This is a genomic window from Streptomyces sp. RerS4 (assembly GCF_023515955.1).
Lineage (GTDB): Bacteria > Actinomycetota > Actinomycetes > Streptomycetales > Streptomycetaceae > Streptomyces.
In genome coordinates, this window is the sequence record NZ_CP097322.1 from 5,179,974 (window position 1) to 5,202,315 (window position 22,342).

Here is a 22,342-nt window from a genome sequence, read left to right on the forward strand (position 1 = left end):
GCGGGCGGCGTCCTACGCGGTCCGGCGCAGCTTCGCGCGCAGGATGTACAGGCTGACGACCAGCACCCAGACCGGGAAGATCATCTCGGCCCAGGGGACGCCCGACCCGATCACGATCAGCACCAGGCCGGCGGCGTAGCCGAACAGCGCCAGCGGGCGCGGGAAGACGCCGAGGCGGCGCCCCATGGTGGAGGTCGCGAAGACGAAGACGGCCGCCATCCGCATCGCGTACGTGGTCAGCACCGTGTACGCGAAGGACCGACCGAACGACACGCTCCCGGCCGCCTCGTGGAGCACGGTCCCCGCCGCGCCGGCGGCGACGAACAGGCTCGCGGTGAACACGAACCCGCTGCCCAGGAACGCGGTGGCGATGAACCGGTCCTCGGCGTCGCCCGCGTGGTCGCGCAGCGCGCCCATGAACCACAGGAAGAAGATCCCGGCGAAGGGCACGATCTCCAGGGCCACCCGGACCGCCCACCGCCGGTCCGGATCGACGGTCGCGTCCTGCGGGTCTCCCGGCACCGCGATCCGCATCAAGGCGATCGCCGCCGCCAGCAGCACGGCGAAGGCCACCCCGGCCGCGCCGGCCGCGCGCGGGGTGCGCATGCGGCGCTCGCCGATGGACTCCATGCCTCCAGCAGGCGCCGCGCGCCGGCCCCCCGCCAGTCACGGGGGACCGGCGGGGTGAACCACCGACCCGGCCGGTCCCACCCAGCCGGCACCGCCCGGCCGGTCGTACGGGGCTCAGCCGACCGGCGTCGGAACCCGTTCCTCGGTGCTCTCCTCGGCCCCCTCGTGGTTGCCGTACCAGGCCACCGCGACCGCGCCGGCCACGGCCAGCACGAAGCCGAGGATGGCCAGCCAGGCCAGGCCCGGCCGGGAGGCGTCCCCGAGCCACAGCACGCCGATCGCCCCCGGGAGCACCGTCTCGCCCACCACCAGGGCCGCCGTCGCTCCGTTCACGGAGCCGATCTGCAGGGCGACGGTGTGCAGGTACATGCCGCCGAAGCCCGCCACGAGGATGGCGTACAGGGCGGGGTCCCCCAGCAGGGAGCCGAGGTCGAACGGGTCGACGCCGTTCAGGATGCGGACGCCCACGCCCAGCGCGCCGAAGGCCAGACCCGACAGCAGACCGGCGAGGATCGCGGCCCGCCCGCCGAGGAACCGTACGGCCACGGTGCCGCCCACGATGATCAGCAGGGTCACCGCGAGGAGCCACCAGTGCGTGGACATCGGGGCGTGGTGGTCGCCCTCGTGGCCGGCGGCCGTCGCCAGCAGCACCAGCGCGGTGCAGACCACGCCGATGGACATCCATTCCTTGCGGGTGAGCCGGATGCCCAGCATCCGCACGCTCAGGATGGCCGTGATGACCAGGTTGGCGCTGATCACGGTCTGGGAGAGGAACAGCGGAAGCATCCGCGCCGCCAGCGCGCCCAGCCCGAAGCCGGCGAAGTCCAGGATGGTGCCGACGATGAACTCCCAGGTCATCGCGGCCTTGGCGGTGGAGGTGAGGTTCGGGCCGCCGTGCGCGGTCACCCCGGCGGCAGCCGGCGACATCTTCGCGGCACGACGCGATCCCACGGCTTGCAGGACGGATCCCGTGCCGTAACAGATGGATGCCGCGACAGCGGTCAGCAGGCCTATGAGCACAGAGGGCTCCGTTCACTTCTGGCAGGTTCTCGGTACCACTGCCAGACGTCAGAACGGGCCGCGAAGTTGCCTCAGGGCGTCAGCCGATTGCGGCGAGGGCCGCCGGGACCTCGTCCACCGAGTCCACCAGGGCGATCCGCGACTCCATGCCCCGGCCGCGCGCCGGCCCGCCCGCAGCAGCGGCCGGGCCAGCAGCCGCTCGGTCCAGTGGGCCCGTACGGCGAAGGCGGCGCGCGCCAAGTCGGAGATCGACGGGGTGAAGGAGGGGACCTCGGCCGGCAGGTCCAGGGCCTGCGCGAGGGCCTCGTCGGGGGCGGGCGCCAGGTAGGCGCCGAGGATGGCGGCCTCCATCGCGCCCGGCCCGCCACCGGTGGCGATCGTCATCCCGGCGCGGGCCGGCGTGCGGGCGAGGCGCGCCGCGCCCCGGTAGTCGTCCGTACCGCACGCCATGGCGTGGCCGCCCATCACGCCCTTGGTGTCCTGGATGTCCGCATGGACCATTCGGCCCACCCTCCGGGCCCGCCCCGTCAGCGGGTCAACGCCGACGAGGTCAGCTGTGCCACAGCCCACACCAGCGGTACGCAGCCGGCGAGCAGGGCGCCGGCCCGCAGGGTCACGGCCGTACGCAGCACCGTGCCCGGGGTGCCCAGGTCGAGCAGGGCCGCCCGCGCGGCGGAGCGGCTCTGGCGGGCTTCGAGGGCCGAGGTGAGCAGGGTCGCGGCCGCGCACAGCGCCACCAGCAACGCGGCCGGCCCGGTCAGCGGGCCCAGCGGGGCGGGGCGGGCCCGCGTGAGGTGGCCAGCGCCGCCGCGCCGACGGCGCACAGCACCCCGAGCGGGCGGCCCAGCCGGGGCGCCTCCTCCTGGAGGGCCCGCCCGGCGAGCAGCCGCAGCGCGCCGGGGCGGGCGAGCTGGACGAGGGTGCCGCAGGCGTAGGCCAGTCCGGGGCCGGCCAGGGCGAGGCCGACCGCGATCAAGGTCCAGCCGGCCGGTACGGCGAGGCCGTCGGGACCCGCGTAGGCCAGGACGGTCAGCCCGCAGGCGGTGATCGCCACCCCCCAGGGCACCCCGCTCTGGGGGCTCAGTCCGCTGTGCGAGGGGCGGGGGCGCAGGGCGAGGGCCGTGGCGAGGGACGCGGTCAGCGGGGTCAGGGACAGCAGGGTGAGGGCGGCGGCCACGGGCAACGGCCGCTCGGCGTGGAGCAGCGCGGCGCCCGCGCCGTCGAAGTCGAAGGGGAGGCCGGTGACGTCGCCCCGCAGGTGCAGGAACGCGGCCAGGGCCACGACGCTGCCGAGGGTGCACGCGACGGCGGTGGAGACCGCCGCGACCAGGCTGAGCGTGACGGGTCCCAGCCCGGCGGCGTCCAGGCCCTCCCGGGGCCGGGTCGCCGGGTCGGTCCGGGCCACGGCGACGGCGAACTGGACGGTGGCGGCGAGCGGAACCAGGGCCCACAGCAGCCGAGGGAACGATCCGGCGGCTCCGGCGGTGGCCCCGGCGAGCACGTACAGCAGCAGGAATCCGCTGCCCGCCGCCGCGGCGGCGACGAGCAGCCGGCGCAGCTGGACCAGCGGGTGGGAGCCGCGCACTAGGCGGAGAGCGAGCACGCGGCCTGGTCCTCCGTCGTGGTCCCGGGGTCGTCGCCGGCGATCGCCGCCGCGGCCGGGCGGCCGTCGAGCAGGTCGAGGCGCCGGTCGGCCTCGTCGGCCGTCTCCGCGTCGTGGGTGGCGAGCACCACGGTGATGCCGTGCGAGCGGGCCGCCGTGGTGAGCGTACGAAGCAACAGCGCGCGCTCGGCGCGGTGCAGCGGGGCGGTGGGCTCGTCGGCGAAGAGCACGGTGGGCTCCGCGACGAGGGCGCGGGCGAGGGCGATGCGCTGGGCCTCGGCGCGGCGCAGGACGCCGGGGTGCTTGCGGGCGAAGGCGCCGAGGTCGAGGCGGTCCAGCCATTCGCTCGCGGTGTGCCGGGCGGCGCGGTGGGAGGTGCCCGCGATCAGCAGGGGCAGGGCGACGTTCTCCCAGACCTTCAGCTCGGGCAGCAGTCGCGGCTCGGGGTCGATCCAGGCGAACCGGTCGCGGCGCAGCCGCTCGCGGGCCCCGGCGCGCAGGGTGTGCAGGGGGAGGCTGTTGAACCAGACCTCGCCCTGCTCGGGGACGAGCCTGCCGGTCAGGCAGTGCAGCAGGGTGGTCTTGCCGCTGCCGCGCGGGCCGGTGACGGCGAGGATCTCTCCCTGCCGGACTCCGACGGAGACGCCGATCAGGCCGGGCGAGCCGCTGTGGGAGTAGTGAAGGGACCGTGCCCAGAGCACATCGTCGACAGGCGGGGCATTGTCCGGTGGAGCCACCATGGCGTACACCTCCGTCCGGGGGAACGAAGCGGAGCCCCTTCGGTCACTGGCGCCGCACTGAGATGTAAAGAGATGAACGTCTTGGATGGTGACAGCACACGGCCCGGACCCCCTCGTTCTCACTCGAACGGGGTATCCGGGCCGCGTGATCGGACTATCGCGCTATCGCGTTTTCACGCCGGCGCGCTGTCGCCGGGCTTAGAGCTTGGTCCACGCCTCGGTGAGCACCGAGCGCAGGATGCCTTCGATCTCGTCGAAGGTGCCCTGGTCGGCGATCAGCGGCGGGGCCAGCTGGATGACCGGGTCGCCACGGTCGTCGGCGCGGCAGTACAGGCCGTTGTCGAAGAGCGCCTTGGAGAGGAAGCCGTAGAGCACGCGCTCGGTCTCCTCGTCCGTGAAGGACTCCTTGGTGACCTTGTCCTTCACGAGCTCGATGCCGTAGAAGAAGCCGTTGCCGCGGACGTCGCCGACGATCGGAAGGTCGTGCAGCTTCTTCAGGGTGTTGAAGAAGTTGCCCTCCTGGTCCAGCACGTGCTGGTTCAGGCCTTCCTTGTCGAAGATGTCGAGGTTGGCGATGGCCACCGCGGAGGACACCGGGTGTCCGCCGAAGGTGTAGCCGTGCAGGAAGGTGTTGTCGCCCTTGTAGAACGGCTCCGCGATGCGGTCCGAGACGATGCAGGCACCGATCGGGGAGTAGCCCGAGGTCATGCCCTTGGCGCAGGTGATCATGTCGGGCACGTAGCCGAACTTGTCACAGGCGAACATCGTGCCGAGGCGGCCGAAGGCGCAGATCGTCTCGTCGGAGACGAGCAGCACGTCGTAGGTGTCGCAGATCTCGCGGACGCGCTGGAAGTAGCCGGGCGGCGGCGGGAAGCAGCCACCGGCGTTCTGCACCGGCTCCAGGAAGACGGCCGCGACGGTGTCGGGGCCCTCGAAGAGGATCTGCTGCTCGATCTGGTCGGCGGCCCAGCGGCCGAAGGCCTCGGGGTCGTCGCCGTGGATCGGGGCGCGGTAGATGTTGGTGTTCGGCACCTTGTGCGCGCCGGGGACCAGCGGCTCGAACGGGGCCTTGAGGGCCGGCAGACCGGTGATGGACAGCGCGCCCTGCGGGGTGCCGTGGTAGGCGACCGCACGGGAGATGACCTTGTACTTGGTGTGCTTGCCCTGCAGCTTGAAGTACTGCTTGGCGAGCTTCCAGGCGGTCTCCACGGCCTCGCCGCCACCGGTGGTGAAGAAGACCTTGTTCAGGTCGCCGGGGGCGTAGTCGGCGAGGCGCTCGGCCAGCTCGACGGCCTTGGGGTGCGCGTACGACCACACGGGGAAGAACGCGAGCTCCTGGGCCTGCTTGTACGCGACCTCGGCCAGTTCCTTGCGGCCGTGACCGGCGTTGACCACGAACAGCCCCGCGAGACCGTCCAGGTAGCGCTTGCCCTTGTCGTCGAAGATGTAGGTGCCCTCACCCCGCACGATGGTGGGGACGGGCGCGTTCTCGTACGACGACATGCGGGTGAAGTGCATCCACAGGTGGTCGTAGGCGGTCTTGGAGAGGTCTTGGCTCACGGGCTATCGAGTTCCCCACATGTAGGTCTGCTTCTTCAGCTTCAGGTAAACGAAGCTTTCGGTTGATCGCACGCCGGGGAGCGTGCGGATCTTCTTGTTGATCGTTTCGAGCAGGTGGTCGTCGTCCTCGCAGACGATTTCCACCATCAGGTCGAACGATCCCGCGGTCATCACCACGTATTCGCACTCGGCCATCGAGGTGAGTGCGTCCGCCACCGGGTCGAGGTCTCCCTCGACGTTGATGCCGACCATGGCCTGGCGTCGCAGGCCCACGGTGAGCGGGTCGGTGACGGCGACGATCTGCATGACGCCTTGGTCGAGCAGCTTCTGCACGCGCTGGCGCACCGCCGCCTCGGACAGGCCGACGGCCTTGCCGATCGATGCATAGGGACGGCGACCGTCCTCCTGCAGTTGCTCGATGATCGCCAGGGACACAGCATCGACCGAAGGGGACGGTTGTCTGTTCCTGGAATCTGCGCTTCGACTGACCACGACCTCACTGTGCACGAGGAGTCGTCTGTTCCGCAACCCGTAACCGATGAAATCCGTTGTGGATCGTCTTCGATTACGCGGATTTCGTAGTTGGCGGCTTCCGGCCCTGTCGAAAGCGTCGCCCGAGGGGCTAGGCTTGGGAGTCGTCTCAATCGTTGGACATGTGATCAGGAGAGTGGCTGTAGTGACCACCGAACTGCGTCGTCTGCGCAACTACATCGGCGGGGAGTTCAAGGACGCCGCCGACGGGCGGACCACCGACGTGGTCAACCCCGCCACGGGCGAGGTGTACGCGACCGCACCGCTGTCCGGGCAGGCCGACGTCGACGCGGCCATGGCCGCCGCCGCTGCCGCCTTCCCGGGCTGGCGCGACACCACCCCCTCCGAGCGGCAGAAGGCCCTGCTCAAGATCGCGGACGCCTTCGAGGCCCGCGCCGACGAGCTGGTCGCCGCAGAGTCGGAGAACACCGGCAAGCCGCTGGGCCTGACGGCGAGCGAGGAACTGCCGCCGATGGTGGACCAGATCCGCTTCTTCGCGGGCGCCGCGCGGCTGCTCGAAGGCCGCTCGGCCGGCGAGTACATGGACGGGATGACCTCGATCATCCGCCGCGAGCCGGTCGGCGTCTGCGCCCAGGTGGCGCCGTGGAACTACCCGATGATGATGGCCGTGTGGAAGTTCGCGCCGGCCATCGCCGCGGGCAACACGGTCGTCCTCAAGCCCTCGGACACCACCCCGGCCTCCACCGTCCTGATGGCCGAGATCATCGACTCGATCCTGCCCAAGGGCGTCTTCAACGTCGTCTGCGGCGACCGCGAGACCGGCAAGGCCATGGTCGAGCACTCCACCCCGGCGATGGCCTCCATCACCGGTTCGGTGCGCGCGGGCATGCAGGTCGCCGAGAGCGCCTCCAAGGACGTCAAGCGCGTCCACCTGGAGCTCGGCGGCAAGGCGCCCGTCGTGGTCTTCGAGGACGCCGACGTCGCCAAGGCCGTCGAGGACATCGCCGTCGCCGGCTACTTCAACGCCGGCCAGGACTGCACCGCCGCCACCCGCGTGCTCGTCCACGAGTCGATCCACGACGAGTTCGTCGCGGCGCTGGCCAAGGCCGCCGCCGACACCAAGACCGGCGCGCCGGACGACGAGGACGTGCTCTACGGCCCGCTGAACAACCCGAACCAGCTGGGCCAGGTCGCGGGCTTCATCGAGCGCCTGCCCGCCCACGCCAAGGTCGAGGCGGGCGGCCACCGCGTCGGCGACAAGGGCTTCTTCTACGCCCCGACCGTCGTCTCCGGCCTCAAGCAGGACGACGAGATCATCCAGAACGAGGTCTTCGGCCCCGTCATCACCGTCCAGTCCTTCTCCGACGAGGCCCAGGCCCTGGAGTACGCGAACGGCGTCGAGTTCGCCCTCGCCTCCTCCGTCTGGACCAAGGACCACGCCCGCGCGATGCGCATGTCCAAGAACCTCGACTTCGGCTGCGTGTGGATCAACACCCACATCCCGCTCGTCGCCGAGATGCCCCACGGCGGCTTCAAGAAGTCCGGCTACGGCAAGGACCTCTCCGCCTACGGCTTCGAGGACTACACCCGCATCAAGCACGTCATGACCTCGCTCGACGGCTGATCCGGTACGCCAGGAGGGGCGGGCAGTAGACACCTTGTCTATTGCCCGCCCCTCTGGCGTGTTCGAGGCTGACCCCATGCCTCAACTCGCCTTCTCCCGCCGCGCCGTGCTGCGCGGCCTCGGTGCCGCGGGCCTGTCGGCCGGCCTCGCGGGCTGCGGCGTGCCCGCCGCCTACGTCCCCGAAGGCCGTCGGCGGGGCCCGGACCGCTCGGCAGACGAACGGAGCGTGGCCTTCTCCAACTGGCCCCTCTACATCGACACCGACGAGGACGACGAGGAGTCACGCCCCACCCTGGACGCCTTCTCCGAGCGCACCGGCATCGAGGTCCGCTACAGCGAGGAGATCAACGACAACGACGAGTTCTTCGGCAAGGTCAGCCCGGCCCTCATGAACCACCAGGCGACCGGCCACGACCTCGTGGTCGTCAGCGACTGGATGGCCGCCCGCTTCGTCCACCTGGGCTGGGCCCAGAAGATGGACCGCTCGACCCAGGCCAACGTCGCCCGCCACCTCGACCCCCAACTGCGTTCCCCCGCCTTCGACGAGGGCCGGCTGCACACCGTCCCCTGGCAGTCGGGCATCACCGGCATCGCCTACAACCGCAAGGCCCTCGGCCGGGAGATCCGGTCGGTCAAGGACCTGTGGCAGCCGGACCTGGCCGGCAAGGTCACCCTCTTCTCCGGACTCGACGAGTCCTTCGCCCTGCTGATGCAGGGCAACGGCGTGGACGTCACCAGCTGGAGCGAATCCGACTTCCACCGGATGTGCGACCAGGTGGAGGACATGGTGCGCAGGAAACACATCCGGCGCTTCACCGGCAACGACTACACCTCCGATCTGAGCAAGGGCGACGTCCTGGCCTGCCAGGCGTACTCCGGCGACGCCGTCCAACTCCGGGCCGACAACCCCGACATCGAGTTCGTGGTGCCGGAGGAAGGCGCCGAACTGTGGGCGGAGAGCCTGCTGGTCCCCAACCTCGCCCGCCACAAGGCCAACGCCGAGGCCCTCGTCGACCACTACTACGACCCCGTGGTGGCCGCCGAACTGGCCGCGGCCGTCAACTACGTCTGCCCCGTGCCCGCCGCCCGCGAGGTGCTGGCCGCCTCCCCGGACAAGGGGACCGCCGCGCTCGCCGAGCACCCGCTGATCTTCCCGGACGAGGCCATGAGGAAGCGCCTCGCCGTCGCCCGGGACATCTCCTCGGCCGAGCGCCCGTCTTTCGCCAAACGCTGGAACGCCATCGTCGGGCTCTGACCCCGCCCGGCTCGGGGGCGCCGGCCCCGCGCCCCGCGCCCCCGGCCCCCGCGTGTCACCGGCCGAGTTCGGCCCGTACGGCGGCCAGGGCGTCCACCCGGTTGGTGGTGACGGCGTCGACGCCCGCCCTGACCGCGGCGCGCATCGCCGGCTTCGTGTCGGGCGTCCACGCCGACACCAGCAGCCCGTCCCGGTGGAGCGCGTCGGTCAACTCCCGACTGACCAGCCCGAAACGGTAGTTGAGCCAGCGCGGCGCCACCGCGTCGAGCAACACCCGACGCGGCGGCGACAGCGTGGTCCAGGTCAGCGCGATCTCCGCGCCCGGATCGGCGGCGCGCACCGCCAGCATGGTGTTCGGCCCGGCGCAGTAGTACGTACGCTCGCGCGCCCCGCACGCGCGCACCAGGTCGACGACGGTGCGCACCGACTCCACCGAGGCACCGGGCAGATCGAGCATCACCCGGCCGGCGCCCGCCGCGGCCAACGCCTCGCGCAGGGTCGGCACCCCGCCCCCGGTCAGTTCCCGGAGCTGAGCCGCGGTCATCGCGTCGAGCCGTACGTCGTGCCCCCACAACCGCTGGAGGGTCTCGTCGTGGAGCAGGACCGGCACCCCGTCGCGGGTCAGCCGTACGTCGATCTCCACCGCGTCCGCCCCGCGCGCGAAGGCGGAGCGGACGGAGGCGAGGGTGTTCTCACGGAAGCGGTACGGATCGCCGCGGTGACCGACCGAGATCAGGGTGCTCATGGTCCCCATTGTCGGCGGGACTTCAGCGCGCGAGCCAGGTGTCCGTGTACGTGTCGATCTCCGCGTTCAGCTTCGCCTTGCCGGCCGGGTCGAGGAACGAGGCCTCGACGGCGTTCTTCGCCAGCCGCGCGAGACCGCGCTCGTCGAGGTCCAGCAGGCGCGCGGCCACCGCGTACTCGTTGTTGAGGTCGGAGCCGAACATCGGCGGGTCGTCGCTGTTGATGGTGACGAGCACGCCCGCCGCCACCATCTCCTTGACCGGGTGCCGGTCGAGGTCGGTGACGGCGCGGGTGGCGATGTTGGAGGTCGGGCAGACCTCCAGGGCGATCCGGTGCTCGGCGAGGTACTTCAGCAGCTCCGGGTCCTGGGTGGCGCTCGTACCGTGGCCGATGCGCTCGGCGCCCAGCTCGCGGATCGAGTCCCAGATGGTCTCGGGGCCGGTGGTCTCGCCGGCGTGCGGCACGCTGCGCAGGCCGGCCGCGCGGGCCCGGTCGAAGTACGGCTTGAACTGCGGGCGCGGGACGCCGATCTCGGGGCCGCCCAGGCCGAAGGAGACCAGGCCCTCGGGGCGCAGCTCCACCGCGAGGCGCGCGGTCTCGGCGGCGGCCTCCAGCCCGGCCTCGCCGGGGATGTCGAAGCACCAGCGCAGGATGACGCCGAGTTCGGCCTCGGCGTCCTTGCGGGCGTCCTCGATGGCCTGCATGAAGGCGTTCTCGTCGATGCCGCGACGGGTGGAGGAGTACGGGGTGATGGTCAGCTCGGCGTAGCGGATGTTCTGCCGGGCCATGTCACGCGCGACCTCGAAGGTCAGGGTGCGGACGTCGTCGGGGGTGCGGACGAGGTCGACCACCGACAGGTAGACCTCGATGAAGTGGGCGAAGTCGGTGAAGGTGAAGTAGTCGGCGAGGGCCTCGGGGTCGGTGGGGACCTTCGAATCCGGGTGGCGGGAGGCCAGTTCGGCCACGATGCGCGGGGAGGCCGAGCCGACGTGGTGAACGTGGAGTTCGGCCTTGGGCAGCCCCGCGATGAAGGCGTGCAGGTCGGTCATGGGGTGGGCCTCCGGGAGGACACGGGTGCGGGCGGGTCGGCTTCATCGTAGGCAGGCCCGTCACTGTCGGTGGCACCACTTAGCATGGCCGTACGAGAGGGGGGTGCCTCATGACCGAATACAGCCCCGACCCGAAGGACCCGTGGGCGCCGCCCGAGCGGCCGTCGATGGAGTCGGTGCCACCGACGGGAGCGGCCGGGCCCGCGCCCGTGCACGACCAGCCGACGATCGTGGGGATGGCGGGGCACGCGCCGACACCGCCGCCGATACCGACACCGACGCCCGCGCCGGCTCCGACGACGCCCGCGTACGGGTACCCCGCCCAGCCGGACCCCGGCGCCTACGCGTACCCCGGACCGCCGCCGGCGCAGCCGACGTACGGCCACCCCGGCTACCCGGGCCACCCCGGCTACCTGGGCCACCCCGGCTACCCGGGGTACCCCGGCTACCGGCCGATGAGCAACGGCTTCGGGATCGCCTCCCTCGTCCTCGGGATCCTCGGCGTGGTCACCTGCTGGGTGGGCCTGCTGTTCGCGATCCCGGCGGTCGTCTTCGGCATCCTGGGGCGGGGCAAGGCCAACCGCGGCGAGGCCGACAACGGTCCCATGGCCCTGGCCGGCATCATCCTGGGCGCCGTCGGCATCGTGCTCGGCCTCCTGTTGGTGGCGCTCATGGTCACCGGCCTCATGCTGGACCCGGGGAGCGGCTCCGACGTCCACGGCCCGTCCTCGTCCAACACCCAGATACGCGAGCAGGTCTGACGGACCTGCCCCCGAGGCCGTTCACTAGGGGGTGTCTTTCGGATCAGGCCGGGCTCGCGGTGGTCGGCACCGCGCCTCGCCGCGTTGTCGTCGGTCGCCGACGCTCCGCGTCGACTCCCTCCTCCGCCTTGCGATGCACGGCACCGACCACCGCTCCCTGATCCGGCCTGACCCGAAAGACACCCCCTAGGCCATCCACGGCCAGTCGGCGTTCCGGCCGGCCTCGATCAGGGAGACCATGCGGAAGGCCGCGTCGGTGAGCCCGCCGAAGGTGTGCCGGCCCGTGGACCCCGAGGGGGCGTGACCGGTCCGGTACCCGGCCAGGTTCCAGGTGTACACCGGGACCTCGTCGGGGACCAGGGCCGTCGGGTCGCCGCCGTGGCGGTACGTCGCCTGCTCGTCCGTGACGATCAGGACCCGGTCGTGCCCCTTGTAGTACCGCCGCACGGCCTCGGCCGTGTAGGTGCCGCCGAGGTCCTCGAAGCGTTCCAGCACCTTCAGCACGGACTCGCCCCGCTCGTACGGGACCTCCTTGCTGCTCGTGCCGAACTGCACGAGGTCCGCGTCCTCGGCGCGCAGCGCCAGCGCCGTGCCGAAGACGGCCGCCGCGTCCGCCCGGTTGAGCTGCGAGCGGTCCGACAGCGGCGCCCACATCGACCCCGAGCGGTCCACGAGGACGAGCGTCCGCCCGGACAGGGCCGGGACGTTGGCCAGCGAGTGGCCGAGCGCCCGCTCCAGCGGGTACGCCCAGCGCAGGGACGGCGCGTGCTGGTAGGCGGCCAGGTAGCGGAACGGGAACTGCCGCGACCGGGCGACGACCTCCGGGTCGGAGACCTTCGCCGCGACCCGCGCCGCCACCTCGTCCGAGACGCCGGCCTGGTCGAAGTTGCGCAGGTTGCGCAACAGCGCCATCGCGCCCATGGACGGGATGACCGCCTCCCAGGCGGCCGCGTCCATCGGCCCCTGGAGCCAGCCCGCCAGCGCCTCCCAGGTCATGCCCGCGGCGGCGAGCCGCTCGGCCCCGTCCGGGGCGGTGACCACGGCCCGGCGCTCCTCCACCGGAAGCTCCATGAGGTCCCGGTGGGCGAGCAGGGTGCGGTTGCCGGCCGGCACCTGGGCCGTCTCCGGGTGGTGGCGCCGGTCGAGGGCGTAGCGGAACAGTTCGCCCTGCCAGGGCTTCGCGGGGTCGGGGGAGGCGTGCACGAGGTTGAGGACGTCGCCGAAGCGGAAGTCCTTGGAGGCGGTGTCGTACTTCAGCAGGGAGGCGCCGGAGTAGAGCCTGCGCACGGCGTCGGCGATGCCGCGCTTGACCGGCTTGGGCACGTTGCGCCCGTACGTCGCCGTCCAGTAGGCCAGCAGCTCGCCGGGCTCGTCCGCGCGCTGCAGGACGGAGTCCACCACCCGGCGGTTCGACGGCCCCTCGCTCGCTCCGGCGTCGAGCCGCGCCTTCACGTACTCGGCCGCTCCGACCAGTGAGGCGGTCCGCATGTTCCCGTCGGTGCGCAGCCAGCCGAGCAGGCCGGCGGTCCACGTCGGGTCCTCGACGGCGAGACGGCGCACGAGCGCGGCGAACCGGTCGTCGCGGGCCTCGCCGCTCTCGTAGAAGGTCCGCTGCGTCACGAAGTTGGCGACGGCCAGCAGGAACAGCTCGGAGCGGGTGTCACGGACGAAGCCGCGGCTGCCGTGGTGGTTGGCGGCGCGACCGCCGGTGGAGCGCACCGGCGAAGTGGGTGCGGTCGTGGTCGGCGCCTTGGACGCGCGGCGCAGGTTGAAACGAGCCATGTGAATCCCCCCGAATTCAGTGGAACCTGGGGGAGGCGTGACGTGCGGGATGCCCGAGATCAGGGTCGGCGACGGAACTATTAGCCAGGCGAGCTACCGAGCTGCTCCACCGGCCGCAGCCGGGCGGGATTCGAACCCGCGACCTCCTGGTCCCGGAAGTAACCGTCGCCTGCGCACCGGGCATCCCGCACGCGTGCCTCCCGAGATCAAGGTGGCGGCGGCTTGGGATTCTGTGGAAGAAGGAGCCGCAGCCCGCGCACCGGGAGGTGCGTGACGTAGGTGTCCAGAGTTCAAGGTCGGCGAAACCACGTGGTGCTCTGCCAACTGAGCTACACCGGCTCGAAAGCCGGTGACGGGACTCGAACCCGCGACCGCCCCATTAAGAGTGGAAGTAGGTCTCGCCTTTCGCACCTGGACGACCCCTACGTTATGCACCCCGCCCCACCCCCGCCACGCATTTACCCCGCGTCCGCGACGGCCGACAGCAGCGTGGCCACCATGTACTCCCCACCGGGCTCCGCCCGGGGCGCCGGCACCCAGACCAGCCCCACCATGCGCGGACAGTCGCACGCCAGGTCGCCGTCCACCCCGAGCCGCGGCTCCCCGGGCGCGACCTCGACCCGGTAGCAGGAGGTCCGGCCGGAGGGGTACGGCGCCTCGTACGCGTACCGCACCTCCAGGGCGCGCAGCCCCGTCTCCTCGGCCACCTCCCGCCGGACGGCCGCCTCCGGGTCCTCCCCGGGCTCGACGCCGCCGCCCGGCAGGGTCCAGTACTCCGCCCCGTCGTGCCGCCCGGACGGGCCCCTGTGCCGCTCGCGCACCATCAGGACGTGGCCGTCACGCACGATGACGGCCGCGACCCGCCTGCGCTCCGCCAGACTCACGCGGCGCCGGCGCGCAGGCGGGTGCGGGCTTCCATCAGGGCGAAGCCCAGGAGGTTCAGGCCGCGCCAGCGGGCGGGGTCCAGGGTGCGGTCGTCGTCCGCCGCCAGGCCGATGCCCCAGACGCGGTCCATCGGGCTCGCCTCCACCAGCACCCGGTCCCCGGTGCCCAGCAGGTACGCGCGCAGTTCCGGGGTGGACCCGAACTTGTGCACGCTGCCCTCCACCACGAGCGCGAACCGCTCCCGCTCCCAGATCGCCTCGTCGAAGCCGCGCACCAGCCGCCCGGCCTTCTTCGCCGCCGCCGGACTCGTCGCCTCCAGGGCGGCCCGCTCGGCTTCCGGGTCGCCGAAGAGGCGGGCCTTTCCGGCCATCATCCAGTGCTCCGCCGTCTCGTAGCGCACCTCACCGACGGTGAAGGGGGCCGGCCACCACTGGCTGAGGCAGCTCGGGCCGAGCCTGCCGTCGTGCCGCGGCCGGTGGCCCCAGAAGGGCAGGAACTTCACCCGCTCACCCCGGCTGACCTGCTCGATCAAGGTGTCGATCATCTCCATGCACGCGAGTCTGGCAGCCACCACTGACACTTCGTACGGGATTCCGGTCGTCCCTCGACATATGGTCGACCGATTCCGTCGCGTAATCAAAAGGCAACAACGGAATCCCTTGGCGGAGAACCATGCCTCTGCCAGGATCGGCACTCAATTCGAGCTGTAGCTACGGAGAGCGTGAGAGCGTGATGGGCAACCGCTTCCAGGTCAAGGACCGCTTCGCAGACGGCGCGCAGTACATCGACGGACGGCTGCGGCCGGGCACCTCGGGCCGCTCGCACACCGTCATCGACCCCGCCACCGGCGAGGCGGTCCTCACCTACGAACTGGCCGGCGCGGCCGACGTGGACGCGGCCGTCGCCGCCGCCGCGCGGGCCTTCCCGGGCTGGTCGGCCGCCACCCCCGGGGAGCGGTCGGACGCCCTGCACCGGCTGGCCGCCGTACTGGCCGAGCAGGCGGACGACTTCGCGTACGCCGAGTCCCTCCAGTGCGGCAAGCCGCTGAAGTTGACGACGGAGTTCGACGTCCCGGGCACCATCGACAACACGGCCTTCTTCGCGGGCGCGGCCCGTCACCTCCAGGGCCAGGCGGCCGGCGAGTACAGCGGGGACCACACCTCCTACGTACGCCGCGAGGCGATCGGGGTCGTCGGCTCCATCGCCCCCTGGAACTACCCGCTCCAGATGGCCGCCTGGAAGATCCTCCCGGCCGTCGCCGCCGGCAACACGATCGTGCTGAAGCCGGCCGAACTGACCCCGCTGACCTCTCTGATGTTCGCCCAGGCGGCCACCGAGGCGGGCCTGCCCGACGGCGTGATCAACATCGTCACCGGCGCCGGACGCGAGGCGGGCGAGCACCTGGTCGCCCACCCCGACGTGGTCATGACCTCCTTCACCGGTTCCACGGCGGTCGGCAAGCGGGTCGCCGAGATCGCCACCGCCACCGTCAAGCGCCTCCACCTGGAGCTCGGCGGCAAGGCGCCGTTCGTCGTCTTCGACGACGCCGACCTGGAGGCGGCGGCCCACGGCGCCGTGGCCGGCTCCCTCATCAACACCGGGCAGGACTGCACGGCCGCCACCCGCGCCTACGTCCAGCGGCCCCTGCACGACGCGTTCGTCGCCCGGGTCGCCGAGCTGATGGAGACCGTCCGCGTCGGCGACCCCTTCGCGTCCGACACCGACCTCGGCCCGCTGGTCTCGCACGCCCAGCGCGACCGGGTCGCCGGCTTCGTCGAGCGGGCCCGCGCGTACGCCACCGTCGTCACCGGCGGCGAGATCCCCGGTGGCGATCGGGCGGCGGGCGCCTACTACCGGCCCACCCTCATCGCCGGCGCCGCGCAGGACAGCGAGGTCGTCCAGTCCGAGATCTTCGGGCCGGTCCTGGTCGTGCTGCCCTTCGACACCGACGACGAGGGCCTAGCGCTGGCCAACGACACCCCGTACGGGCTCGCCGCGTCCGCCTGGACGCGCGACCTCTACCGGGCGAATCGCGCCACCCGCGAGCTGAAGGCCGGCTGCGTGTGGGTCAACGACCACATCCCGATCATCAGCGAGATGCCGCACGGCGGCTACAAGGCGAGTGGGTTCGGCAAGGATATGAGCGCCTACTCATTCGAGGAGTACACGCAGGTCAAGCATGTGATGTTCGACAATACTGCGGTCGCCGCGAAGGATTGGCACCGCACGATCTTCGGGGACCGCACCTGACCGCACGTGGCTCGCGCCGCGTGGCCGAATCCCGCCTGACCAGCGGCCACCTCCCGAAAGGGCACAGCTCATGGAGCAGTTCGAGCCCGGCAGCCTGTCGGCGCCGCAGCTCGCCGCGATGCGGCGCAGCCTCACCAACGGGCGCGGGGCCCTCACCCGCCGCTCCCTCCTGCGCGCCTCCGGCCTCGGAGCGCTCACCCTCGGAGGCCTGTCCTCCCTCACCGCCTGCGGGATCCCGCCCGCCAAGCGCGAGGGCGGACGGGCGGTCGCCTCCGACGACCACTCGGAGCGGGAGAAGCAGATCGTCTTCTCCAACTGGACCGAGTACATGGACACCGGCGACGACGAGAAGTCCCGTCCCACGCTGGAGGAGTTCACCAAGCGGACCGGCATCGAGGTCAAGTACACCGAGGACATCAACGACAACGTCGAGTTCTTCGGGAAGATCCGCCCGCAGCTCGCGGCCGGCCAGGACACCGGCCGCGACCTGATCGTCGTCACCGACTGGCTCGCGGCCCGCATCATCCGGCTCGGCTGGGCGCAGCCGCTGGACGCCTCCCGCCTGCCGCACGCCTACGCCAACCTCTCCCCCCAGTTCCGCAGCCCCGACTGGGACCCGGGCCGCGTCCACAGCTACCCGTGGACCGGCATCTCCACCGTCATCGCCTACAACGAGAAGGCCACCGGCGGCCGGAAGGTCGACTCCGTCACCCAACTCCTCGACGACCCCACCCTCAAGGGCCGCGTCGGCTTCCTGACGGAGATGCGCGACAGCGTCGGCATGACCCTCCTCGACCAGGGCAAGGACCCGGCGAGCTTCACCACCGCCGACTTCGACGGGGCCATCGGCCGCCTCCAGAAGGGCGTGGACACCCAGCAGATCCGCCGCTTCACCGGCAACGACTACACCGCCGACCTCGACAAGGGCGACCTCGCGGCCTGCCTCGCCTGGGCGGGCGACGTCATCCAGCTCCAGGCCGGCAACCCCGACATCAAGTACGTCATTCCGGCGGCCGGGTACATCACCTCCAGCGACAACGTGCTGGTCCCCGCCAGTGCCCGGCACAAGGCCAACGCCGAGAAGCTCATCGACTACTACTACGAGCTTCCCGTCGCCGCCCAACTGGCGGCGTTCATCAGCTACGTCTGCCCCGTCGAGGGCGTCAAGGACGAGCTCGCGAAGATCGATCCCGCGCTCGCGGACAACCCGCTGATCGTCCCGGACAAGGCGATGACCGCCAAGTCCCGCGCCTTCCGCTCCCTCAGCAGCGAGGAAGAGACGGCGTACGAGGAGAAGTTCGCCAAGCTCATCGGAGCCTGACGGGACCCCGCGACGCCGCACGGCGCCCGGCCCGCACCCGCCGGGCCCCGTCCCCCTTCCCCCTTCCGCCGACACACCACTGAAGGCCCAGGCCCATGACTGACAAGACCGCGAGCGGGGACGTCCGCCTCGCCGGGATCAGCAAGCACTACGGCTCCTTCACCGCAGTGCACCCGCTCGACCTCACCATCCCCCAGGGCTCCTTCTTCGCCCTGCTCGGCGCCTCGGGCTGCGGGAAGACCACCACCCTGCGCATGATCGCCGGCCTGGAGGAGCCCTCCACCGGCACGGTCAGCCTCGGCGAGCGCGAGGTCACGCACCTGCCGCCGTACAAGCGCCCGGTCAACACCGTCTTCCAGAGCTACGCGCTGTTCCCGCACCTGAACATCTTCGAGAACATCGCCTTCGGCCTGCGCCGCCGCGGCATCAAGTCCGTCAAGAAGCAGGTCGACGACATGCTGGACCTCGTCCAGCTCGGCCAGTTCGCGCAGCGCAAGCCGCACCAGCTCTCCGGGGGCCAGCAGCAGCGCGTCGCCGTCGCCCGCGCCCTGATCAACCACCCCCAGGTGCTGCTCCTCGACGAGCCGCTGGGCGCCCTCGACCTCAAGCTGCGCCGGCAGATGCAGCTGGAGCTGAAGCGGATCCAGACCGAGGTCGGCATCACCTTCGTGCACGTCACGCACGACCAGGAGGAGGCCATGACCATGGCCGACACGGTCGCCGTGATGAACGGCGGTCGCGTCGAGCAACTGGGCGCCCCCGCCGAGCTGTACGAGAACCCGCGCACCACCTTCGTCGCGAACTTCCTCGGCACCTCCAACCTCATCCAGGCCTCCGTCGAGTCCGCCGGCGACGAGGTCGTGGTGTCGGCGGCCGGTACGCGGCTGCGGCTGCCCGGCGCCCGGTGTTCGACCACCCCGCGGGCCGGCGGGAGCCTGCTGGTCGGCGTCCGCCCGGAGAAGATATCCCTGGTCGCGGCCGACGAGGCGCACACCGTCGCCGCCGACCGCAATCAGGTCACCGGCCGGATCGTCGCCTCCTCCTTCATCGGCGTCTCCACCCAGTTCGTGATCGACAGCCCGGCCTGCCCGGAGCTCGAGGTCTACGTCCAGAACATCGAGCGCGACGCGCGTCTGGTCCCCGGCGCCGAGGTGGTCCTCCACTGGAACCCGGAGCACAGCTTCGGTCTCGACGCGGCGCAGGACATCGAGGCGGGCATCGAGACCGTCGAGGAGAGCGCGTGACCGCCACCGTCGCGCCCCCGCAGGCGCCCGCCCCCGCCCCGCCCCCGGTGCACAAGCCCTCGACGCGCAAGCGCCTGGTGCCGTACTGGCTGCTGCTCCCCGGCATCCTGTGGCTGCTCGTCTTCTTCGTGCTGCCGATGATCTACCAGGCCTCCACCTCGGTGCAGACCGGCTCGCTCGAAGAGGGCTTCGAGGTCACCTGGCACTTCGCCACCTACTGGGACGCCTTCACCGAGTACTACCCGCAGTTCCTGCGCTCCCTGCTCTACGCGGGCACCGCGACCGCGCTGTGCCTGCTGCTCGGCTACCCGCTGGCCTACCTGATCGCCTTCAAGGCCGGCCGGTGGCGCAACCTGCTGCTGATCCTCGTCATCGCCCCCTTCTTCACCAGCTTCCTGATCCGCACCCTGGCCTGGAAGACGATCCTGGCCGACGGCGGACCGGTCGTCGGCGCCCTCAACGCGGTCGGCTTCCTCGACGTCACCGGCTGGCTCGGCATGACCGAGGGCGACCGCGTCCTCGCCACCCCCCTGGCGGTGGTGTGCGGTCTGACGTACAACTTCCTCCCCTTCATGATCCTGCCGCTCTACACCTCGTTGGAGCGCATCGACACCCGCCTCCACGAGGCCGCCGGCGACCTCTACGCCCGCCCCGCCACGGTGTTCCGGAAGGTGACCTTCCCGCTCTCGATGCCGGGCGTGGTCTCGGGCACGCTGCTGACCTTCATCCCGGCCAGCGGCGACTACGTCAACGCGGAGCTGCTCGGCTCCACGGACACCCGGATGATCGGCAACGTCATCCAGTCGCAGTACCTGCGCATCCTCGACTACCCGACGGCCGCCGCGCTGTCCTTCATCCTCATGGCCATCGTCCTGATCATGGTCACCATCTACATCCGCCGAGCGGGGACGGAGGACCTGGTCTGATGAACAAGCCCCTCGGCTGGCTGCGCCGCAACCTCGTCGTCATCGCGGGTCTGGGCACGCTCGCGTACCTGATCCTGCCGAACGTCGTGGTGACGGTCTTCTCCTTCAACAACCCCAGCGGTCGGTTCAACTACGCCTGGCAGGAGTTCTCGCTCGACGCCTGGAAGGACCCCTGCGGGGTCGCCGACCTGTGCGGATCGCTCGCGCTGTCCCTCCAGATCGCCCTGTGGGCCACCATCGGCGCCACCGCCCTCGGCACCGCCATCGCCTTCGCGCTGGTGCGCTACCGCTTCCGGGCGCGCGGCGCGGTCAACTCGTTGATCTTCCTGCCGATGGCCATGCCCGAGATCGTGATGGCCGCCTCGCTGCTCGCCCTGTTCCTCAACATGGGCATCCAGCTCGGCTTCTGGACGATCCTGATCGCGCACGTGATGTTCTGCCTCAGCTTCGTCGTCGCCGCCGTCAAGGCGCGCGTCCTGTCGATGGACCCGAGGCTGGAGGAGGCCGCCCGCGACCTCTACGCGGGCCCCGTGCAGACCTTCCTGCGCGTGACCCTGCCGATCGCCGCCCCTGGAATCGCGGCGGGCGCCCTGCTGTCGTTCGCGCTGTCGTTCGACGACTTCATCATCACCAACTTCAACTCGGGCAACACCGTCACCTTCCCCATGTTCGTGTGGGGCTCGGCCCAGCGCGGTACGCCTGTACAGATCAACGTCATCGGCACGGCGATGTTCGTCATCGCGGTGCTGGTGGTCCTCGCCGGCCAGATGGTCGGCAACCGCCGCAAGAAGGCACGACCGAAGCAGTAAGAACAGTAAGAACAGTTCCGTAGGGAGTTGGAAGCCATGGCCCCAGTCGCCATGCGTAGTGTTGCGAATTCACTTTCCGAAGCGAAGCCGGTCTCGTACTGGCTGGACGACCCCGGCAAGCCCGCCGCCGAGCCGGCGCTCACCGCCAACGAGCGCTGCGACCTCCTCGTCATCGGCGGCGGCTACAGCGGGCTCTGGACCGCGCTCATCGCCAAGGAGCGTGATCCCGGCCGGGACGTGGTCCTGATCGAGAGCAAGGAGGCGGGCTGGGCCGCCTCCGGCCGCAACGGCGGATTCTGCGCCGCCTCCCTCACCCACGGCCTCGCCAACGGCCTGGCCCGCTGGCCGGGCGAGCTGGCGAAGCTGGAGGAGATGGGCGCCCGCAACCTCGACGAGATCGAGGCCGCGATCGCCCGCTACGGCATCGACTGCGACTTCGAGCGCACCGGCGAGATCGACGTCGCCACCGAACCCCACCAGGTCGAGGAACTGCGCGAACTCCACGAGGAGGCGCGCCGGCTCGGCCTCGCCGACGGCTCCGAATGGCTCGACCGCGACGCGCTGCGCGCCGAGATCGACTCCCCGACCTTCCTCGCCGGCCTCTGGGACCGCGACGGCGTCGCCATGCTCAACCCGGCCAGGCTGGCCTGGGGCCTCAAGCGGGCCTGCCTGGACCTCGGCGTACGCGTCTACGAGAACACGCGAGGCCTGAAGATGACCTCGGCCGGCTCCGGGATGACCGTGCAGACCCCGTACGGGGTCATCGTCGCCCGCCGCGTCGCGCTCGGCACCAACATCTTCCCCTCGCTGGTCAAGCGGATCCGCCCCTTCACCGTGCCCGTCTACGACTACGCGCTGATGACCGAGCCGCTGACGCCCGAGCAGCTCGACTCCATCGGCTGGAAGAACCGCCAGGGGCTCGGCGACAGCGCCAACCAGTTCCACTACTTCCGCATCACCCCCGACCACCGCATCCTGTGGGGCGGCTACGACGCGATCTATCCCTACCGGGGCAGGCTCGACTCCGAGTACGACCACCGCCCCGAGACCTACCTGAAGCTGGCGGAACACTTCTTCACCGCGTTCCCGCAGCTGGAGGGGCTGGGGTTCAGCCACGCCTGGGGCGGGGCCATCGACACGTGCTCGCGCTTCTCGGCGTTCTTCGGCACCGCCCACTCCGGGAAGGTGGCCTACGCCGCCGGCTACACCGGCCTCGGCGTCGGCGCCACCCGCTTCGGGGCCGAGGTCATGCTCGACCTGCTCGACGGGGTGCGCAGCGAGCGCACGCGGCTGGAGATGGTGCGCAGCAAGCCGATGCCGTTCCCGCCGGAGCCCTTCGCCTGGACCGGGATCACCCTCACGAAGTGGTCGCTGGCCCGCGCCGACACCCACGGCGGACGCCGCAACCTGTGGCTGCGCACCCTGGACCGCCTCGGCCTCGGCTTCGACAGCTGACTCGGCTTCGACGGCTGACTCGGCTTCGACAGCTGGGAGGTGTCCTCGGGTGACCCCGTCGCGCCCCCGGCGCACTTCGGGGCGCCGCCCCGCGACCCGGTTCACCTCGATGGCGTAAGGCAAGTCGCGTCATAGCCCCGCCCGGCCCCGCTCTCTCCCGGTGAGACACCCCTCATCGACACGAGACGAACG

Annotated in this window: 20 protein-coding genes and 1 pseudogene; 9 read left to right on the forward strand and 12 right to left on the reverse strand. The window is 71.2% G+C overall.

From position 1 onward, the window contains the following. Nucleotides 1-12 precede the first annotated feature (12 nt). From M4D82_RS24140 to M4D82_RS24170, 7 genes and pseudogenes are all read right to left on the reverse strand, one after another. On the reverse strand, nt 13-630 hold the full coding sequence (locus M4D82_RS24140) for a hypothetical protein (RefSeq protein ID WP_249768024.1): 618 nt from the start codon (nt 628-630) through the stop codon (nt 13-15). 114 nt (nt 631-744) lie between these two features. Continuing rightward, a complete protein-coding gene (locus M4D82_RS24145) occupies nt 745-1,650 on the reverse strand; it encodes a DMT family protein (protein ID WP_249768025.1) in 906 nt (301 codons plus the stop codon). A 48-nt stretch (nt 1,651-1,698) separates the two neighbouring features. Continuing rightward, nucleotides 1,699-2,151: a hypothetical protein gene (locus tag M4D82_RS24150; protein ID WP_502988991.1), complete on the reverse strand. Its 453-nt coding sequence runs from the start codon at nt 2,149-2,151 to the stop codon at nt 1,699-1,701. A gap of 26 nt (nt 2,152-2,177) precedes the next feature. After that, nucleotides 2,178-3,253: pseudogene (locus M4D82_RS24155) on the reverse strand (hypothetical protein). Further along, entirely contained in the window at nt 3,235-3,993 is a 759-nt protein-coding gene (locus M4D82_RS24160; RefSeq protein WP_249768026.1) for an ABC transporter ATP-binding protein, read from the reverse strand. The pseudogene M4D82_RS24155 and the gene M4D82_RS24160 overlap by 19 nt, the downstream one beginning before the upstream one ends. 198 nt (nt 3,994-4,191) lie before the next feature. Continuing rightward, nucleotides 4,192-5,553 (reverse strand): aspartate aminotransferase family protein, encoded by a 1,362-nt coding sequence (locus M4D82_RS24165; protein WP_007266858.1) that lies wholly within the window; start codon nt 5,551-5,553, stop codon nt 4,192-4,194. 3 nt (nt 5,554-5,556) lie between these two features. Beyond that, nucleotides 5,557-6,060, reverse strand: a complete 504-nt coding sequence (locus M4D82_RS24170; RefSeq protein WP_033222960.1) for an Lrp/AsnC family transcriptional regulator — start codon at nt 6,058-6,060, stop codon at nt 5,557-5,559. Nucleotides 6,061-6,229: 169 nt separating this feature from the next. On the opposite strand from M4D82_RS24170, the gene M4D82_RS24175 reads away from it, so the two are divergent. Both M4D82_RS24175 and M4D82_RS24180 read left to right on the forward strand, forming a co-directional pair. Beyond that, nucleotides 6,230-7,669: a gamma-aminobutyraldehyde dehydrogenase gene (locus M4D82_RS24175; protein ID WP_249768027.1), complete on the forward strand. Its 1,440-nt coding sequence runs from the start codon at nt 6,230-6,232 to the stop codon at nt 7,667-7,669. Nucleotides 7,670-7,745: 76 nt separating this feature from the next. Next, the gene (locus M4D82_RS24180) at nt 7,746-8,924 is read left to right on the forward strand and encodes an ABC transporter substrate-binding protein (RefSeq protein WP_249768028.1); all 1,179 of its coding nucleotides are present in this window, start codon (nt 7,746-7,748) and stop codon (nt 8,922-8,924) included. 55 nt (nt 8,925-8,979) lie between these two features. On the opposite strand, the gene M4D82_RS24185 is transcribed toward M4D82_RS24180, so the two are convergent. After that, nucleotides 8,980-9,678 (reverse strand): glycerophosphodiester phosphodiesterase, encoded by a 699-nt coding sequence (locus tag M4D82_RS24185; protein WP_249768029.1) that lies wholly within the window; start codon nt 9,676-9,678, stop codon nt 8,980-8,982. A 13-nt stretch (nt 9,679-9,691) separates the two neighbouring features. Then, complete coding sequence (locus M4D82_RS24190; protein ID WP_249768030.1) at nt 9,692-10,717, reverse strand: adenosine deaminase; 1,026 nt, start codon at nt 10,715-10,717, stop codon at nt 9,692-9,694. Nucleotides 10,718-10,827: 110 nt separating this feature from the next. Between M4D82_RS24190 and M4D82_RS24195 the strand changes: the two genes are divergently transcribed. Next, nucleotides 10,828-11,478, forward strand: a complete 651-nt coding sequence (locus M4D82_RS24195) for a DUF4190 domain-containing protein (RefSeq protein ID WP_249768031.1) — start codon at nt 10,828-10,830, stop codon at nt 11,476-11,478. A gap of 186 nt (nt 11,479-11,664) precedes the next feature. Here M4D82_RS24195 and M4D82_RS24200 read toward each other — a convergent pair whose 3' ends face one another. The 3 genes from M4D82_RS24200 to ybiA all read right to left on the reverse strand — a co-directional run bounded on the left by M4D82_RS24200 (nt 11,665) and on the right by ybiA (nt 14,695). After that, entirely contained in the window at nt 11,665-13,260 is a 1,596-nt protein-coding gene (locus tag M4D82_RS24200) for a TROVE domain-containing protein (RefSeq protein ID WP_249768032.1), read from the reverse strand. 458 nt (nt 13,261-13,718) lie between these two features. Further along, nucleotides 13,719-14,144, reverse strand: coding sequence for an NUDIX hydrolase (locus tag M4D82_RS24205; RefSeq protein WP_249768033.1), 426 nt, complete (start codon nt 14,142-14,144; stop codon nt 13,719-13,721). Then, a complete protein-coding gene (gene ybiA / locus M4D82_RS24210; protein WP_249768034.1) occupies nt 14,141-14,695 on the reverse strand; it encodes a riboflavin biosynthesis intermediates N-glycosidase in 555 nt (184 codons plus the stop codon). Before ybiA ends, M4D82_RS24205 begins: the two co-directional genes overlap by 4 nt. A gap of 182 nt (nt 14,696-14,877) precedes the next feature. On the opposite strand from ybiA, the gene M4D82_RS24215 reads away from it, so the two are divergent. The 6 genes from M4D82_RS24215 (at nt 14,878) to M4D82_RS24240 (ending at nt 22,150) form a co-directional block, all read left to right on the forward strand. Then, the gene (locus M4D82_RS24215) at nt 14,878-16,395 is read left to right on the forward strand and encodes a gamma-aminobutyraldehyde dehydrogenase (RefSeq protein ID WP_249772115.1); all 1,518 of its coding nucleotides are present in this window, start codon (nt 14,878-14,880) and stop codon (nt 16,393-16,395) included. 70 nt (nt 16,396-16,465) lie between these two features. Next, on the forward strand, nt 16,466-17,716 hold the full coding sequence (locus tag M4D82_RS24220; protein WP_249768035.1) for a polyamine ABC transporter substrate-binding protein: 1,251 nt from the start codon (nt 16,466-16,468) through the stop codon (nt 17,714-17,716). A gap of 95 nt (nt 17,717-17,811) precedes the next feature. Then, nucleotides 17,812-18,960 (forward strand): ABC transporter ATP-binding protein, encoded by a 1,149-nt coding sequence (locus M4D82_RS24225; protein WP_249768036.1) that lies wholly within the window; start codon nt 17,812-17,814, stop codon nt 18,958-18,960. After that, nucleotides 18,957-19,886 carry an ABC transporter permease gene (locus M4D82_RS24230; protein ID WP_249768037.1) on the forward strand — a complete coding sequence of 310 codons (930 nt, stop codon included), beginning with the start codon at nt 18,957-18,959 and terminating at the stop codon, nt 19,884-19,886. The genes M4D82_RS24225 and M4D82_RS24230 overlap by 4 nt, the downstream gene beginning before the upstream one ends. Next, a complete protein-coding gene (locus M4D82_RS24235) occupies nt 19,886-20,695 on the forward strand; it encodes an ABC transporter permease (RefSeq protein WP_249768038.1) in 810 nt (269 codons plus the stop codon). Before M4D82_RS24230 ends, M4D82_RS24235 begins: the two co-directional genes overlap by 1 nt. Before the next feature lie 36 nt (nt 20,696-20,731). Further along, the gene (locus tag M4D82_RS24240; protein WP_249768039.1) at nt 20,732-22,150 is read left to right on the forward strand and encodes an NAD(P)/FAD-dependent oxidoreductase; all 1,419 of its coding nucleotides are present in this window, start codon (nt 20,732-20,734) and stop codon (nt 22,148-22,150) included. Nucleotides 22,151-22,342 lie beyond the last annotated feature (192 nt).

Coding starts and splice junctions, on each gene's coding strand:
- M4D82_RS24140 (WP_249768024.1), bottom strand. CDS start 630: ATGGAGTCCATCGGCGAGCGCCGCATGCGCACCCCGCGCGCGGCCGGC.
- M4D82_RS24150 (WP_502988991.1), bottom strand. CDS start 2,151: ATGGTCCATGCGGACATCCAGGACACCAAGGGCGTGATGGGCGGCCAC.
- M4D82_RS24160 (WP_249768026.1), bottom strand. CDS start 3,993: ATGGTGGCTCCACCGGACAATGCCCCGCCTGTCGACGATGTGCTCTGG.
- M4D82_RS24180 (WP_249768028.1), top strand. CDS start 7,746: ATGCCTCAACTCGCCTTCTCCCGCCGCGCCGTGCTGCGCGGCCTCGGT.
- M4D82_RS24185 (WP_249768029.1), bottom strand. CDS start 9,678: ATGGGGACCATGAGCACCCTGATCTCGGTCGGTCACCGCGGCGATCCG.
- M4D82_RS24190 (WP_249768030.1), bottom strand. CDS start 10,717: ATGACCGACCTGCACGCCTTCATCGCGGGGCTGCCCAAGGCCGAACTC.
- M4D82_RS24195 (WP_249768031.1), top strand. CDS start 10,828: ATGACCGAATACAGCCCCGACCCGAAGGACCCGTGGGCGCCGCCCGAG.
- M4D82_RS24200 (WP_249768032.1), bottom strand. CDS start 13,260: ATGGCTCGTTTCAACCTGCGCCGCGCGTCCAAGGCGCCGACCACGACC.
- ybiA (WP_249768034.1), bottom strand. CDS start 14,695: ATGGAGATGATCGACACCTTGATCGAGCAGGTCAGCCGGGGTGAGCGG.
- M4D82_RS24215 (WP_249772115.1), top strand. CDS start 14,878: ATGGGCAACCGCTTCCAGGTCAAGGACCGCTTCGCAGACGGCGCGCAG.
- M4D82_RS24220 (WP_249768035.1), top strand. CDS start 16,466: ATGGAGCAGTTCGAGCCCGGCAGCCTGTCGGCGCCGCAGCTCGCCGCG.
- M4D82_RS24225 (WP_249768036.1), top strand. CDS start 17,812: ATGACTGACAAGACCGCGAGCGGGGACGTCCGCCTCGCCGGGATCAGC.
- M4D82_RS24235 (WP_249768038.1), top strand. CDS start 19,886: ATGAACAAGCCCCTCGGCTGGCTGCGCCGCAACCTCGTCGTCATCGCG.
- M4D82_RS24240 (WP_249768039.1), top strand. CDS start 20,732: ATGGCCCCAGTCGCCATGCGTAGTGTTGCGAATTCACTTTCCGAAGCG.